The organism is Parabacteroides sp. KHUB-03, from assembly GCF_056640975.1.
Genome location: NZ_CM153257.1, coordinates 1,902,568 through 1,916,283, shown reverse-complemented (window position 1 = coordinate 1,916,283; position 13,716 = coordinate 1,902,568). Strand labels below are relative to the sequence as shown.

Here is a 13,716-nt window from a genome sequence, read left to right as displayed (position 1 = left end):
CATGGTATAAGGATGGCTAAAAAAGAATATAATTTTGAAGAAATCTGTAGGAATATAACTGCAAAAAAGTTTCAACCTGTTTATGTATTGATGGGTGACGAACCTTTTTTCATGGATAGAATTACTGATTTGTTGATAGACAGTGTTTTGGAAGAATCGGAGCGTGATTTTAACCAAATTATTATGTATGGTGCAGATACGGATGCTTCGGCAATAATCAATGCTGCACGTAGATTTCCTATGATGTCTAATTATCAGCTCATCGTTGTGCGCGAAGCACAAATGGTGCGGGATATAGAATTATTGACTAATTATGTAAAAAATCCATTAGCATCTACGGTTCTTGTTATAAATTATAAATATAAAAATCTGGATAGAAGGAAATCTCTAGCTGCAGCAGCGGAAAAAACAGGTGTTTTATTTGAGTCAAAAAAAGTACCGGATTACAAAATGCCTACTTTTATCATTTCATTAATGAAACAGCGGGCTATAGATATCGACATGAAAGCCTCTCAGATGCTCTCAGACTTCCTTGGAAACGATTTGAGCCGCCTGAATAAGGAATTGGACAAGCTGGCAATTTTATTGCCTGAAAAGGGCTTAAAACGCATCACTCCAGAAATGATCGAACAGAACATCGGGATAAGTAAAGAATATAATAATTTTGAATTAATAAAAGCCTTAGCTTCGAAAGATATACTTAAAGCAAATCGTATAGCGCAATACTTTGAAAAAAATCCAAAAAATAATCCGATACAAATGACACTTCCTGTGTTGTTTAATTATTTTTCTAATCTTTTGATTTGTTATTATACAAAAGATCGTTCGGAAGCGGGGCTTATGGCTGCATTAGGTTTAAGAGGTAATTTTCAGGTGAAGGATTATATTACCGGTCTAAGAAATTATCCTGCAATGAAAGTTTTTAATTTGATCGGGGATATACGAACTACCGACGCAAGATCAAAAGGTGTAGAGAATAGTTCTGCTACTGATTCGGATTTACTAAAAGAACTTTTATTTAAAATATTACACTGAGCCTATATTTTATCAATTTGAATAAGGAGGAAAGGGCACTTTTTCCAGAATAAAAGAAATAATTATTCTGAAAAAGTGCCCTTTCTTTTTATATTTCAGTTATTTACGCCATTTTTTACTTCTTGAGAATTTAATATTTACAACGGTCAACATAATTATACAGAAATACTGCCGATAATAGGGTGTTTAGGCTTTTTATCATTGTTAGTCTTATTCCCTTTTTTGTAAATAAGACAATATGACAGTAACTTTAAATAGGAGCATTCTCTTTTTGTTACAAATGTGATAAGGCTCACTCTTGATACAAATGTAAATGCAGTTACAAAAGTAATTCATATGATTGTGACGTTTACATAAATACAATCACACATTTGTGTTACATATGTATAGTGTATATATTAGTAAAGTAAACAGTATAAAAAGTTCAATTATTTATTTACGATATATTAAAGTATAAATAATCAAAAACCAGTATTTTATATAAGTTTATTGATTTTCTTATTTAAACTTTGCCTTTATTACTAATCTAAATGTAAACAAGAAGGCTTAATTACGCCTATTTATATATTATAATTATCACATAAACAATCGTTTATATACTATTCCTTAAGTTTTACTTTATGATATTTTACTAAGCTTTTTTAGATGTTTACAACCGTAGTGTATATCATTGTATATTTTATGTTACTGTTGTATCTGATTAGATTTATAAAAATAAATTGCACAAATGGAAATAATAATATATATTTGTGTCGTTCTACAAATGTGTATATCATTATTGTAAACAAGTCATATTGTCAGTGTTTTCATAACAATAATATCTATCAGAGATAATGAGAGATCGTATATTAAAACTAATGGAACGAGAAGGACTTACCCCTTCTAAATTTGCTGAATCTATCGGGATTCAACGTTCTGCTATGTCACATATTATATCAGGTAGAAATAATCCGAGTTTAGACGTACTTATTAAGATATTGGAGAGATTTACTTATGTAGATTCTGACTGGTTGTTATTTGGAAAAGGCGAAATGATAAGGGAACATGTATTAACAGAGCCGAATTTATTCTCTAATACTCCAATAAATCCGCCCGTAGTACAAGTTGTTCCCGAATATCGCAGGGAAAATGGGGTTGAGATACCTGTAAACACTTGTAAACAAGCTGTTGTTGAACAAGTTATACCAATAGAAAAACCTTCTAAAAATGTAAGTAAAATAATGATTTTTTATTCAGATAATACATTCGATACTTTTGTATCAGAAAAAAATAAGAAAGACTAGCTCAATATTGGGTATATATGCCATATTCATGTATCTTTGTACTCAAATTGAGTGATCATATATGAAGAAGTACATCTTAGATATGAAGGTTACTGAAAATCGTCGCCTTCATAAAAATTACTGCCTGCTAAAGCTAACCTCCGATCAGACTCTACCAGAAATGATTCCGGGCCAATTTGTGGAGGTTCGTGTAGATAACTCTCCTACGACATTTCTTCGTCGTCCTATTTCTATCAATTATATAGATAAGGAAACTAATGAGCTATGGTTGCTTATACAATTAGTTGGAGATGGAACCCGAAAAATGGCCGAATATCGTCCTGGGGATATTATCAACATTATTTTACCTTTAGGAAATGGATTTACCATTCCGGAATGTAATACTGAAAAAGTTTTACTGATTGGCGGCGGTGTCGGAACGGCCCCAATGCTATATCTTGGCGCTATACTAAAAAGTGCAGGATTGGAACCTATGTTTCTTTTAGGTGCTCGCTCAAAGGAAGATGTATTACAATTGGAACAATTTGAGCAATTTGGTACCGTATATGTTACAACAGAAGACGGCTCTTTGGGCGAAAAAGGATATGTAACCAATCATTCTATACTAAAAGCTCAACATTTTGATAGGATTTACACATGTGGACCTAAGCCAATGATGGTTGCTGTAGCTAAATATGCGGCATCTGAGTCTATTACATGTGAAGTTTCTTTGGAGAATACGATGGCGTGCGGTATCGGAGCATGTTTATGTTGTGTTGAAAAGGATAACGAAGGCCATCATGTGTGTGTGTGTACTGAAGGGCCTGTATTTAATATAAATAAGTTGACATGGCTGAATTGAATGTAAATATTGGTAATCTGGAGTTGAAAAACCCGGTTATGACTGCATCCGGAACTTTCGGATATGGTATCGAGTATGCCGATTTAATAGATATTACCCGTTTAGGTGGTATTTTTGTAAAAGGGACAACCATTCAATCTCGTGAAGGCAATAATTATCCGCGTATGGCAGAAACACCTGCAGGTATGTTGAATGCTGTAGGTCTTCAGAATAAAGGTGCTGATTATTTTGCTGAACATATTTATCCTGAAATTAAGGATATTGATACGCACATGATTGTAAATGTAAGCGGATCGTCCGTTGAAACTTACGTGCAATGTGCCGAAAAAATAGCAGAATTAGATAAAATTCCGGCAATAGAGCTGAATATTAGCTGCCCTAATGTGAAACAAGGCGGTATGGCTTTCGGGGTCACTTGTGGTGGAGCTGCAGAAGTAGTTCGCGCAGTCCGTAAGGTTTATCCTAAAACACTGATAGTTAAATTATCTCCTAATGTGACGGATATTACGGAAATTGCCAGAGCTGTAGAAGCTGAAGGTGCAGATTCTGTATCTCTTATAAATACGATGCTGGGAATGGCTATTGATGCGGAAAAGCGTAAACCGGTATTGTCTACAGTTACGGGAGGTTTATCTGGCCCGTGTGTGAAACCTGTAGCTTTACGTATGGTTTGGCAGACTTATAAGGCTGTAAAGATTCCTATTATCGGATTAGGCGGCATTTCAAATTGGAAAGATGCTGTAGAGTTTATGTTGGCAGGATCAACTGCCATACAGATCGGTACTTATAATTTTATAGATCCTACAGTTTCTGTTAAAGTAATTGATGGATTGAATGAATATTGTAATCGCCACGGTTTTAAATCTGCCAGCGAATTGATAGGTGCATTAGATGCTTAAAATAAATCCCATTCGGAAGGAATTTGGATTTCTCTCGAAAGAAATATGAATTTTATCCGAATGGGATCTTTTCTCCTTTTAGCTTTTTTCTTATTCCGTAATCTCCAAAACGGCCGGACAGTGATCTGAATGTACGGCATCATTTAATATGTAAGCATCTTTAAGTAAAGGCTTAACGGAATCTGTAACCATACAGTAATCTATACGCCAACCTTTATTTTTAGACCGCGAATTAAACCGGTAACTCCACCACGTATATTCTTGCTTATCAGGATGCAGAAACCTGAATGTATCGGTAAAACCAACTGATAGGAAGCGCGTCATCCATTCTCTTTCTTCTGGAAGAAATCCACTGTTTCTGGCATTCCTGACCGGATCGTGGATGTCGATAGGTTCATGGCATATATTATAGTCTCCGCATAAAATCAGATTAGGGCGCGATTTTCTCAATTCAACTACATAATTCTGGAAATCTTCCAGCCATATCATTTTAAAACCTTGTCTTTCATCGCCGCTGGTACCGGACGGATGATATACGCTTACAATAGAAAGATTGCCGAAATCAGCACGAATAAATCTTCCTTCATTGTCATATTTTTCTAGACCAATACCATATTCTACATGATCGGGATTCGTTTTTGTCAATAAGGCAACTCCGCTATATCCCTTTTTTTTAGCACTATAAAGAAAAGACTTATATCCCAGGCTTTCAAAGACTTCTGCCGGAAATTGTTCTGGCTGGAGTTTTGTTTCTTGTAGGCATAAAACATCAGGAGCCTCTTTGGCAAGCCATTCGGGCAGACCTTTTCCAACTGCTGCTCTTAATCCGTTTACATTATAGGTTATGATTTTCATATCTTTTTATCTTATAAATAAATATCTTGATCCAAAGATACGAACTTTCATCCATTTTATGTTGTTAGAAATCTGTATACACGATAGATTATTTCTATATATTTGCGTTAATAAAAGAAACAATTATGCTTGATCATTTGCAGGAAATACTTAATAGCACGGTTGTGACGCCTTATACGGCAACCGTACGATTGGCAATCAGCTTTTTTCTGGGCGCTATCATTGGTGTAGAGCGACAATTTAGAAGACGGGATGCAGGTATGCGTACCTTTACGCTGATTTGTATGGGTTCGGCAGCAGCAATGTTGATTTCTATTTGGATTCCACAATGTTATCCTAACTTTCTGAATGGCGATCCGGGACGAATTGCTGCACAAGTATTGACTGGCATTGGTTTCCTTGGTGCCGGCGCTATTATACAAAGCCATGGCAGTGTTCATGGTTTAACAACTGCTGCTTGTATTTGGGTGATGGCTGTTATTGGATTGGCTGTTGGAGCCGGTATGTTTCTGGCAGCAGGAATCGCAACGGCTTTTACGCTATTTGTTTTGGTTTCCTTGGAACGTTTAGAAAGAAAAATGTATCTGGATGGCGTAAATAAAGTGCTGACTATTAATTGCTCTACTTCAACTCCAGACTTAAAAGGCATACGGGAGATCCTTGAAAACAATAACATCTTTATTGTGAGTTTGTCTTACGAACATAATTATGATAAGAATACTTCCATAATTACTTATAAAGTAAATGTAAAATCCAAGTCTTCGTATAGCATTTTATTTGCTGAAATACGAAAACTTGGATATATATCCCAAATCAGATTATTGGCATAAAATGTCTATTCCAGCTCTCCTTTAAGCATCCTTCCGGCTATCCGCGCTGCATCTTCAACAAATTTGCCACACGGACGTTTGCTGTAATATTCGGATGTACGTAAAGAAGGAGTAGGGCTGTTTGATTCGGCTGCTGCTGCCGGAAGCAATTGGCGACAAATAATTGTTTGATGTTTTTCTTTAAACAATTCGGCCATTTTCTGTACCATTGCATAGTTTTTTGTACGTGCAGCCTGGTCAGAAGTATCTAATACCGGATATTTGAATCCAGCTAACATAGACATTGCGCTTACTGTTCCACAAACTTCGCGCATACGTCCCATGCCGCCTCCAAAAGAACCGGACATCATTTTAGCCATATCTAAAGTTAATTCAAAAACATCTGCATAAGCCAGAAAAACCGATTGCGAACAGTTATAACCAGAATTAAAATTTTCTACAGCTTGCTTTACACGTTCTTCAATGTCAAAGTCTTTCATAATAATACAAAATTAAAAGTTGATTATCAGAATTTATAATCAACGCAAGCTCTGTCTTCTTTAACCGGACCTATAATTCCTTTAGATACAGCAACATGTTCCGGATGGTTGGCATATGTGCTTACGTCTTCCAGGGTATCAAGTTCGGTAGTAAGAATTAGGTCCCATGTTTCTGCCGGGTTGATATTGAAATCTACGCGAATCATACGTAAAACATCTATCTTGTTAATCAAAGCTTCTAGTTTTTCTTTGATTTCTTGCATTTTTGCTTGTTTGTCAGCCGGAGTTGCAAACTCTTTTAACTTGAACATAACAATGTGTCTGACCATATCTTTATATTTTAATAGTTATATCTGCTCATCTAAGTATGAATCTTTATATCCCAGGAAATATAATATACCATCCAGCCCTATTGTGGAAATAGATTGCTTTGCCGTTGCTTTTACTTTAGGCTTTGCATGGAAGGCAATACCTAATCCTGCAATACTAATCATAGGAAGATCATTTGCTCCGTCGCCTACGGCCACAGTCTGGCGTATATCTACGTTCTCCACTTGCGCAATCAAACGGAGTAATTCTGCTTTGCGTTTACCATCTACTATATCGCCTAAATAGTTACCTGTTAGTTTGCCATCTGCGACTTCCAGTTCATTGGCGTATACATAATCTATGTTGTATTTCTGTTTCAGGTAGTTACCAAAATATGTAAATCCTCCGGAAAGAATTGCTATTTTAAATCCGACTTTCTTTAAAATATGCATCAAACGATCTACGCCTTCTGTTATAGGCAGGTTTTCTGCTATTTCTTGCATGACTGAAACATCCAATCCTTTCAGTAAAGCACAACGTTGGCGGAAACTTTCACAGAAATCAATTTCACCACGCATGGCTGCTTCTGTGATGGCTTTAACCTGATCTCCAACACCGGCACGTATTGCCAGTTCGTCTATGACCTCTGTTTCAATTAATGTAGAATCCATATCAAAACAAATCAAGCGGCGCATACGGCGGAACATACTTTCTTCCTGGAATGAGATATCTACTTCCTGTTCAGATGATAGCTTCATGAAATCAGCTTTCATTTGTTCTTTGTTTTTGGGCGTACCGCGAACAGAGAATTCTGCACTGGCTTTGGGTGTACGTGCATTTTCATCCAGCGGAATACGTCCGGTAAGTCGCTTGATATCATCTATATTCATATCCTGTTCGGCAACAATGCGCGAAACGCCTGCTATTTGTTTAGCCGTTAATTTACGACCTAAAATAGTAATAATATAACGGTTCTTGCCTTGCATGCCGACCCATTGGTTGTATTCGTCTTCCGTAATTGGCTTAAACCGGATATTCACGTCTAATTCATAACTTTTAAATAAAAGTTCCTTTAGTATTTCTCCGGAATTGCCTTCGGTACTTTGAAACAAAATGCCTAGTGATAAATGACTATGGATGTCGGCCTGGCCGATGTCTAAGATAACAGCATTGTTCTTGGCTAATATTTCAGTAAGGGCGGCAGTTACGCCAGGTCGGTCTGTTCCGTTTATATTAATCAGAATTATTTCGTCTTTTTGTACCATATTAAGATATTATAGCGCAAAGGTACATAAGAATTAGGTAAATATATGACATAGCATCGAACAAATTTCCCTATATTTGTTACATATAGAAAAAGGGATTGTTTAACTTAGAACCTGGCGACCTTAATAAGTCCTGACTGGCAGGCATATGTGTATGAGAATTCAGTTTGAGATAAGAGAGACGCTTCCCGAAATAATTGACGAAGTATTACATTCAGACAAATGGCTTACCCTTGTAAAGGAAGAAAAACATGGCTTGAAACGGGTTATTATAAAGGATCCGTATTTCGACTCGGAGGCTTCAATCGACATTTGGGAAGAAGAGGTCCATGTTACTACTGCCTGGTCTAATTATACCTATCGCATTTATTTACGTGGAAAAACTGTTTGGTGTGAGTATATCGGAGCTTACAGAGGCTTATTGGAGCAAAATCTCCTTCCATCGTTAACGCCAAAAGAGAATATACTCAATTCGGAAGTGCTGAATAGCTCTTTGTTTGGTGATAAAAAAGAAACGTTGAGAAACTATAGTGCGGAAAACTTAAAGTTGAAGAATTTTCGCCGTGATAATTTTGAAGGGGAAAATATTCTGGCCTCACCGCAAGATCATCCGAAGGTTGTATATGATGAATATATTAATGAAGGTGTGCCTTTGCCACCTCCTGAAAACATAAAGAAAAAGCCTGGTAATTAATTACCAGGCTTTTTTGTTCTATTTTACCCATATTTCCTGCCCGTTCAATATGAATTTATCAATGCCGTTTATGAATCTTTTCTCTTTGTTTTTTAATTCCGGACAGGCTATTATTTATCAGTTTCTATAGTATGATTTATTCTTTTGCCTCAGGTAAAAATCAATTTTCACCTGGGGCAAAATTAAATTTTAGCTAGGACAAAATTAATTTTCAGCAGCCCAAAAGAATAAATTATACTGTACTTTTTACTAAAAAGGCAGGAAAAGAAACACATAATATCCGGACTTGTAAATTAGAAATTGCTAAAAATATGCTGCAAAACAGTTAAATTTATGCTGATATATGCGATAAAACATATAAAAAAGCTTGTAAATAAGTAGAAATATATTATATAATTTGGTGGAAACCTATAATTAACTGTATCTTTGCTGCCGTTAAGGGTAAAGAATATGTTTCTTAGCGAAGAAACAGTCTTTATATACCTTCCTGAAAATCAGGAGTCGGAGTTTGTTTTTTCTTCTCCGATTAAGTTTAACGTAAAAATAACATTATGAAGATTAGAACTTATGTTCTCATTGCATCGGTTGCTTTCTTAGGAATGTCTGCCGGTTCAAAAGAAGCTAAGCTCACTGAGGGTGTGAATCCAGGTGATCTTGCTCCGAGAATAGAGTCTTTAGGAAATGAAAGCGATTTCAATTTCCGGAATCATTCAGGACGTTACACTTTGCTCAACTTCTGGGCGGCTTACGATGCTGAATCGAGGGCACGTAACGTGTTATTAGCGAATGAGGTTAACAAATTAGGTTCGGACAAAATTGCGATGCGTTCTGTTTCATTGGACGAAAAGACGTCTATATTTACTGAAACAGTAAAGGCTGATAAACTGGATTTATCTACGCAATTTCATGATGGACTGGGTAAGGAGTCGGAAATGTATCGGAAGTATAATCTCCAAAGGGGACTTAGAAACTTTCTGATTAACGACAAAGGAGTAATAGTAGCAGCTAACGTGACTCCGGAAAAACTTACTGAAGTGTTGAAGAAAATCTAAAGAAAGATTATTATCAAAAAGGCTGTCCTTTTAATTGAGGACAGCCTTTTTTATTTCTATGCTTGTCTAGTCCTTATCGGATAGCTTCTACTTCTTCGGTGTGCAAAGGTATCTTTTTACCTAGCAGGCGTGCGCCGTTTTCGGTAATCAGATAGTCTTCTTCGTTGCGGATACCGCTGAAGTCTTTATAAGTTGCTACTTTTTCGTAATTGATAAATTCGGTAAACTTATTCTGGCCTCTCCATAAGTCAATCAATTCGGGTATGAAGTAAACGCCCGGTTCAATTGTAAGGACAAAACCCGGTTCAAGTTTACGCCCCAGGCGTAAGGACTTGCGTCCGAATTCTGTGCTTTTGGGCTGTCCGTTGTAGCCTACGTATACTTCTCCAAGATTCTCCATGTCGTGTACATCCAATCCCATCATGTGCCCAAGACCACAAGGCATAAATAGTGCGTGGGCACCTGCTTTTACGGCTTCCATCGGATCGCCTTTTACAAAACCAAGGTCTTTCAGACGTTCCATAATTACTTTGCAGGATAATTCGTAGACATCTACAAAAGGAATACCGGGACGAAGAGCTGCAACGGCTGCTTCGTGGGCAGCTACCTGAATGTCGTATATTTCTTTCTGACGCGGCGTAAACTGAGAATCGGCAGGAATAGTTGATGACATATCACCTGCATAGCCCATTTCTGTTTCGGCACCGGCATCGAGCAATAGCATATCGCCGCTCTTAATCATGTGGCTGTGGTCATGATTATGTAACGTCTGTCCGTTTATCGTCGCGATAATAGGGAAGGAGAGTTCGTAATTGTTAGCATAGGCAACTTCGCCTACAGCTGCAGCTACATCACTTTCGCGTATTCCGGGACGTACGGTGCGCATTGCCGTTAAGTGCATATCTGCCGTAACGATACAAGCTTTTTCTATTTCTGCAATTTCTTCTTTACTCTTATAGTTACGCTGATTGACAACTCCATATATAAATGGTACGGATGGTTTTTCAGCTCCCGGACGAATACCTAACCAGGCCAGTAGCTTGATCTGATGTTCTGCACGATAAGGAGGTAAGTAATGAATTGCCTGGCCTTTTTGTTGTGCATCTTTCAGATATGTTTCTATTTCATTGAATGGTCTGACATCTTTGATTCCGGCACTTTCGCTCTTTTCTTTTAAAGTTGGCTGCGTACCCATCCAGACAATAGCATCGATTGTCAATTCGTCTCCGAAGATAATTTCACGATCATTGTCGATATCAATAATTGCTGCTAATCCGGCATACGGAAGTCCGAAGAAATAAAGAAAAGTAGAATCCTGACGAAAGTGATATGTGTTATCTGCATAATTCATTCCACACTCGTCATTACCCAGAAATAATAACAGACCGGAGCCCAGCGTCTGTTTTAATTTTGCCCTGCGGGCCATATAGATTTCTTTGTTAAACATAGTATTACGTTTTATATGTTGTTTTCAAAGATAGAAATAATCTTTTGAATAATTATGCTTTAGTAATCATTTGCGCTTTAAGTCTTCAATCAAACGTTGGGTTCTGATTAGACCACCTTCTTTTGTAAGATGGTACTGAGTGTCATAAAATAAGGAATCATTAAATACATAACGTTCCGGGTTGGATAGAAAAGGAATTCCTTGTTTTTGCAGTTCTTTTTGAATGGACAGAATCCGTTGAGAATCTAAGCTGTAATTATCTGCATGATAACATGGCGGTATTAAATATATTTTTACTCCTTTATGCTCTAGTTGCAAAATGATGCCTTTAATATCTTCAATTACTTTAGGACTGAAAGAGCTTGTGATTGGCGGGGCTGATATTAAATGATGCTTGAACTGCCAGTGTCCTATGTAATCTCCATATTCATTAAATTTTATTCGACTATAACGTTCAGGAGTTGCTTTATTTGTAAAGTGGTAGATTATATCTGTTATGACTCTCGAAATTAAAGAACTTGGAAATGCAACCCAGTCAGTTTGAAACACTAACTCTTTCCATTCTTTTTTAATTTGTAATAATTCAGACAAAGTTTCCTCTCCGTAATAACATTTAGGTGAAAACTGTTCATATTCGGGTATTATGACTAATATGTCTTTTGTTTTTAAATGAGAAATAACTTCTTTAAGCATATATTTCAGTCCTATGCCGGCACTTATACCCATATTAACAGGTTCTATATGTAGAGAATCTTTTATTAGTTCAGAATGTAATCCGAACGCAATGTTAGAACCTCCTATAAATACTATTTTAGGAGAAGAAATTTGAATTAAACGATTATGTTTATCAAAGTCTGACGCTATATAGGAGTCCGTAATATTTTTATTAGTATAGAATATTACTAATAAAATGATAAATAAAACGTAACATAACATAAAGATACAGCTACATTTAACCAAGAATACAAAGAACTTTTTCATAAGCTAAATTAGAATTGAAAATAAATAAAAGCAGATTGATCAAGTTGTCTAAATAAAAGAAGTATAATACCTATTAATATATAAATACATTTTTGGTATGTTTTGTTAGGAAAGAGTATCGCTATACCATAAGGTCTATTCCTATAAGTCCATTCTAAAATAAATAAGATAAAGATTGATAATAATGTAATTGCAGCTTGTGTTTGGGTTATCCCGATTCCTTGCATTTGGGGTACTGTAAATAACGACCAATCACACATCCCCTTCAAATACTCAAAGGCTTGCATAATTGTTTCTGCTCTGAATATAACCCAACCAATAACTACCAACAGGAAGGTTGTTGCCATTTGAATTATCTCTTTGAATGAAGGGAATAGTTTCCCTTCCGCAATTATATTTTTATATTTTCTGTTTTTGCCCAAAAGGAGCAGAGGTAAGAATAGCAACGCATGATAAGCTCCCCAGACAATAAACGTCCAGTTTGCGCCATGCCAGAAGCCGCTAACTAGAAAGATAATCATTGTGTTGCGAAATCCTTTCCATTTACCCGCACGGCTTCCGCCTAAGGGAATATAGATATAATCGCGGAACCAGGTTGTAAGTGAGATATGCCACCTGCGCCAGAATTCGGCGATATCTCTTGAGAAGTAGGGATAATTAAAATTTTGCATCAAATTGATTCCGAACAAACGGGCACAACCGATTGCTATATCCGAATAACCAGAGAAGTCACCGTAAATTTGTATTGTAAAGAAGAATGCCCCCATGAATAAGGCACTTCCACTCATCGTCTGGTAATTCTCGAAAATACCATTGGCAAATAAGGCACAATTATCCGCAACTACCATTTTCTTAAAGAATCCCCAAAGCATCTGGCGCATACCGTCTACTGCCTTGTCGTAGTCGAAGGTACGGGGACGGTTGAATTGCGGCAGCAGATTCGTTGCTCTCTCGATAGGCCCGGCCACCAATTGGGGAAAAAAGCTGATGTAAGCAAAGAAGGCAATCGGATCATGTGTCGCTTTTATTTTGTGTTGATAAACATCGATTGTATAGCTTAAGGCTTGGAAGGTATAGAAACTGATGCCAACAGGTAGAAGAATATCTAGCGTAACAAAGTCCAATTGTATTCCGAATGCTTTGAATAGAATCCCCAGATTCTCAGAGAAGAAGTTGAAGTACTTAAACAAGCATAGGATAAAGAGGTTCAGAGTAATATTGCTCGCACTAATCCATTTCTGTTTATTGCGATCACCTTCGTTTCGTTCAAGGTAAATACCACTTAGGTAGCTGCATAACGACGTGAAAGCAATAAGCACCAGGAACCTCCAGTCCCACCAACCATAGAATAGGTAACTAATAAAGATAACAAACAGGTTTTGCCATTTTAACGGTTTGAACACAAACCAATACCCCAGGAATACCAGCGGCAGGAAAATAAAGAATTCAAATGAATTGAATAACATAAGCAGAGTTGTGTCATATCTTATCTCAATTCCCTGACGATAAGCTAATAGAGTATTATAAATAAAGAGCGTGGGAACTGTCTTTATGTCTTATTTGTCATAGAGGTATCCCCATACCCACCGTACAAATAATAAACAACAGTCCCACGCCGATATGATATAACCCTCTCATCTCTGAGATGTTCATATACCACAGGCGTGAGCTATTTCTGTTGTTATTATTCCCGTACGGCTTCGAAAATTGGGGATTTTCTATGACAAGAATAATATCTTTAGAAAC

14 protein-coding genes are annotated in these 13,716 nt (G+C 36.8%); 7 read left to right on the top strand and 7 right to left on the bottom strand.

Features of this window, described 5'->3' with window-relative positions; all coding sequences use genetic code 11:
- The first annotated feature begins 12 nt into the window (after window positions 1-12).
- From holA to ACYIB7_RS08310, 4 genes are all read left to right on the top strand, one after another.
- Window positions 13-1,035 (top strand): DNA polymerase III subunit delta, encoded by a 1,023-nt coding sequence (gene holA, locus ACYIB7_RS08325; RefSeq protein ID WP_103982500.1) that lies wholly within the window; start codon window positions 13-15, stop codon window positions 1,033-1,035.
- Window positions 1,036-1,868: 833 nt separating this feature from the next.
- The gene (locus tag ACYIB7_RS08320; protein ID WP_200817935.1) at window positions 1,869-2,318 is read left to right on the top strand and encodes a helix-turn-helix domain-containing protein; all 450 of its coding nucleotides are present in this window, start codon (window positions 1,869-1,871) and stop codon (window positions 2,316-2,318) included.
- Window positions 2,319-2,379: 61 nt separating this feature from the next.
- Window positions 2,380-3,159 carry a dihydroorotate dehydrogenase electron transfer subunit gene (locus ACYIB7_RS08315; RefSeq protein WP_480336742.1) on the top strand — a complete coding sequence of 260 codons (780 nt, stop codon included), beginning with the start codon at window positions 2,380-2,382 and terminating at the stop codon, window positions 3,157-3,159.
- Window positions 3,147-4,058 carry a dihydroorotate dehydrogenase gene (locus ACYIB7_RS08310; protein ID WP_480336741.1) on the top strand — a complete coding sequence of 304 codons (912 nt, stop codon included), beginning with the start codon at window positions 3,147-3,149 and terminating at the stop codon, window positions 4,056-4,058. The genes ACYIB7_RS08315 and ACYIB7_RS08310 overlap by 13 nt, the downstream gene beginning before the upstream one ends.
- A 90-nt stretch (window positions 4,059-4,148) precedes the next feature.
- Here the strand turns inward: ACYIB7_RS08310 and ACYIB7_RS08305 are convergent, their stop codons facing one another.
- Complete coding sequence (locus ACYIB7_RS08305) at window positions 4,149-4,913, bottom strand: exodeoxyribonuclease III (protein WP_103982497.1); 765 nt, start codon at window positions 4,911-4,913, stop codon at window positions 4,149-4,151.
- A gap of 125 nt (window positions 4,914-5,038) precedes the next feature.
- Between ACYIB7_RS08305 and ACYIB7_RS08300 the strand changes: the two genes are divergently transcribed.
- Window positions 5,039-5,743 carry an MgtC/SapB family protein gene (locus ACYIB7_RS08300; RefSeq protein ID WP_099465290.1) on the top strand — a complete coding sequence of 235 codons (705 nt, stop codon included), beginning with the start codon at window positions 5,039-5,041 and terminating at the stop codon, window positions 5,741-5,743.
- Between the two features lie 5 nt (window positions 5,744-5,748).
- Here the strand turns inward: ACYIB7_RS08300 and ACYIB7_RS08295 are convergent, their stop codons facing one another.
- From ACYIB7_RS08295 to serB, 3 genes are read right to left on the bottom strand one after another with little or no spacing between them, the layout of a single operon-like run.
- Window positions 5,749-6,222 carry a C-GCAxxG-C-C family protein gene (locus tag ACYIB7_RS08295; RefSeq protein WP_103982496.1) on the bottom strand — a complete coding sequence of 158 codons (474 nt, stop codon included), beginning with the start codon at window positions 6,220-6,222 and terminating at the stop codon, window positions 5,749-5,751.
- A 26-nt stretch (window positions 6,223-6,248) separates the two neighbouring features.
- Entirely contained in the window at window positions 6,249-6,551 is a 303-nt protein-coding gene (locus ACYIB7_RS08290; protein ID WP_103982495.1) for a Dabb family protein, read from the bottom strand.
- 18 nt (window positions 6,552-6,569) lie between these two features.
- Window positions 6,570-7,796, bottom strand: a complete 1,227-nt coding sequence (gene serB / locus ACYIB7_RS08285; protein ID WP_103982494.1) for a phosphoserine phosphatase SerB — start codon at window positions 7,794-7,796, stop codon at window positions 6,570-6,572.
- A 154-nt stretch (window positions 7,797-7,950) separates the two neighbouring features.
- Here serB and ACYIB7_RS08280 point away from each other — a divergent pair, with 154 nt between their 5' ends.
- On the top strand, window positions 7,951-8,490 hold the full coding sequence (locus ACYIB7_RS08280) for a hypothetical protein (protein ID WP_103982493.1): 540 nt from the start codon (window positions 7,951-7,953) through the stop codon (window positions 8,488-8,490).
- Between the two features lie 551 nt (window positions 8,491-9,041).
- Window positions 9,042-9,542, top strand: coding sequence for a thioredoxin family protein (locus tag ACYIB7_RS08275; protein WP_103982492.1), 501 nt, complete (start codon window positions 9,042-9,044; stop codon window positions 9,540-9,542).
- A 73-nt stretch (window positions 9,543-9,615) separates the two neighbouring features.
- Here ACYIB7_RS08275 and ACYIB7_RS08270 read toward each other — a convergent pair whose 3' ends face one another.
- From ACYIB7_RS08270 to ACYIB7_RS08260, 3 genes are all read right to left on the bottom strand, one after another.
- Window positions 9,616-10,989, bottom strand: a complete 1,374-nt coding sequence (locus ACYIB7_RS08270) for an aminopeptidase P family protein (RefSeq protein WP_103982491.1) — start codon at window positions 10,987-10,989, stop codon at window positions 9,616-9,618.
- 66 nt (window positions 10,990-11,055) lie between these two features.
- Window positions 11,056-11,715, bottom strand: coding sequence for a hypothetical protein (locus tag ACYIB7_RS08265; RefSeq protein ID WP_480336738.1), 660 nt, complete (start codon window positions 11,713-11,715; stop codon window positions 11,056-11,058).
- A gap of 263 nt (window positions 11,716-11,978) precedes the next feature.
- Window positions 11,979-13,436, bottom strand: a complete 1,458-nt coding sequence (locus ACYIB7_RS08260; protein ID WP_480336736.1) for an MBOAT family O-acyltransferase — start codon at window positions 13,434-13,436, stop codon at window positions 11,979-11,981.
- Window positions 13,437-13,716: the final 280 nt, after the last annotated feature.

What these genes read in the sequence shown, in the direction of transcription:
- holA (WP_103982500.1), top strand. Translation starts at nt 13, where the DNA reads ATGGCTAAAAAAGAATATAATTTTGAAGAAATCTGTAGGAATATAACT.
- ACYIB7_RS08320 (WP_200817935.1), top strand. Translation starts at nt 1,869, where the DNA reads ATGAGAGATCGTATATTAAAACTAATGGAACGAGAAGGACTTACCCCT.
- ACYIB7_RS08315 (WP_480336742.1), top strand. Translation starts at nt 2,380, where the DNA reads ATGAAGAAGTACATCTTAGATATGAAGGTTACTGAAAATCGTCGCCTT.
- ACYIB7_RS08310 (WP_480336741.1), top strand. Translation starts at nt 3,147, where the DNA reads ATGGCTGAATTGAATGTAAATATTGGTAATCTGGAGTTGAAAAACCCG.
- ACYIB7_RS08305 (WP_103982497.1), bottom strand. Translation starts at nt 4,913, where the DNA reads ATGAAAATCATAACCTATAATGTAAACGGATTAAGAGCAGCAGTTGGA.
- ACYIB7_RS08300 (WP_099465290.1), top strand. Translation starts at nt 5,039, where the DNA reads ATGCTTGATCATTTGCAGGAAATACTTAATAGCACGGTTGTGACGCCT.
- ACYIB7_RS08295 (WP_103982496.1), bottom strand. Translation starts at nt 6,222, where the DNA reads ATGAAAGACTTTGACATTGAAGAACGTGTAAAGCAAGCTGTAGAAAAT.
- ACYIB7_RS08290 (WP_103982495.1), bottom strand. Translation starts at nt 6,551, where the DNA reads ATGGTCAGACACATTGTTATGTTCAAGTTAAAAGAGTTTGCAACTCCG.
- serB (WP_103982494.1), bottom strand. Translation starts at nt 7,796, where the DNA reads ATGGTACAAAAAGACGAAATAATTCTGATTAATATAAACGGAACAGAC.
- ACYIB7_RS08280 (WP_103982493.1), top strand. Translation starts at nt 7,951, where the DNA reads ATGAGAATTCAGTTTGAGATAAGAGAGACGCTTCCCGAAATAATTGAC.
- ACYIB7_RS08275 (WP_103982492.1), top strand. Translation starts at nt 9,042, where the DNA reads ATGAAGATTAGAACTTATGTTCTCATTGCATCGGTTGCTTTCTTAGGA.
- ACYIB7_RS08270 (WP_103982491.1), bottom strand. Translation starts at nt 10,989, where the DNA reads ATGTTTAACAAAGAAATCTATATGGCCCGCAGGGCAAAATTAAAACAG.
- ACYIB7_RS08265 (WP_480336738.1), bottom strand. Translation starts at nt 11,715, where the DNA reads ATGGGTATAAGTGCCGGCATAGGACTGAAATATATGCTTAAAGAAGTT.
- ACYIB7_RS08260 (WP_480336736.1), bottom strand. Translation starts at nt 13,436, where the DNA reads ATGTTATTCAATTCATTTGAATTCTTTATTTTCCTGCCGCTGGTATTC.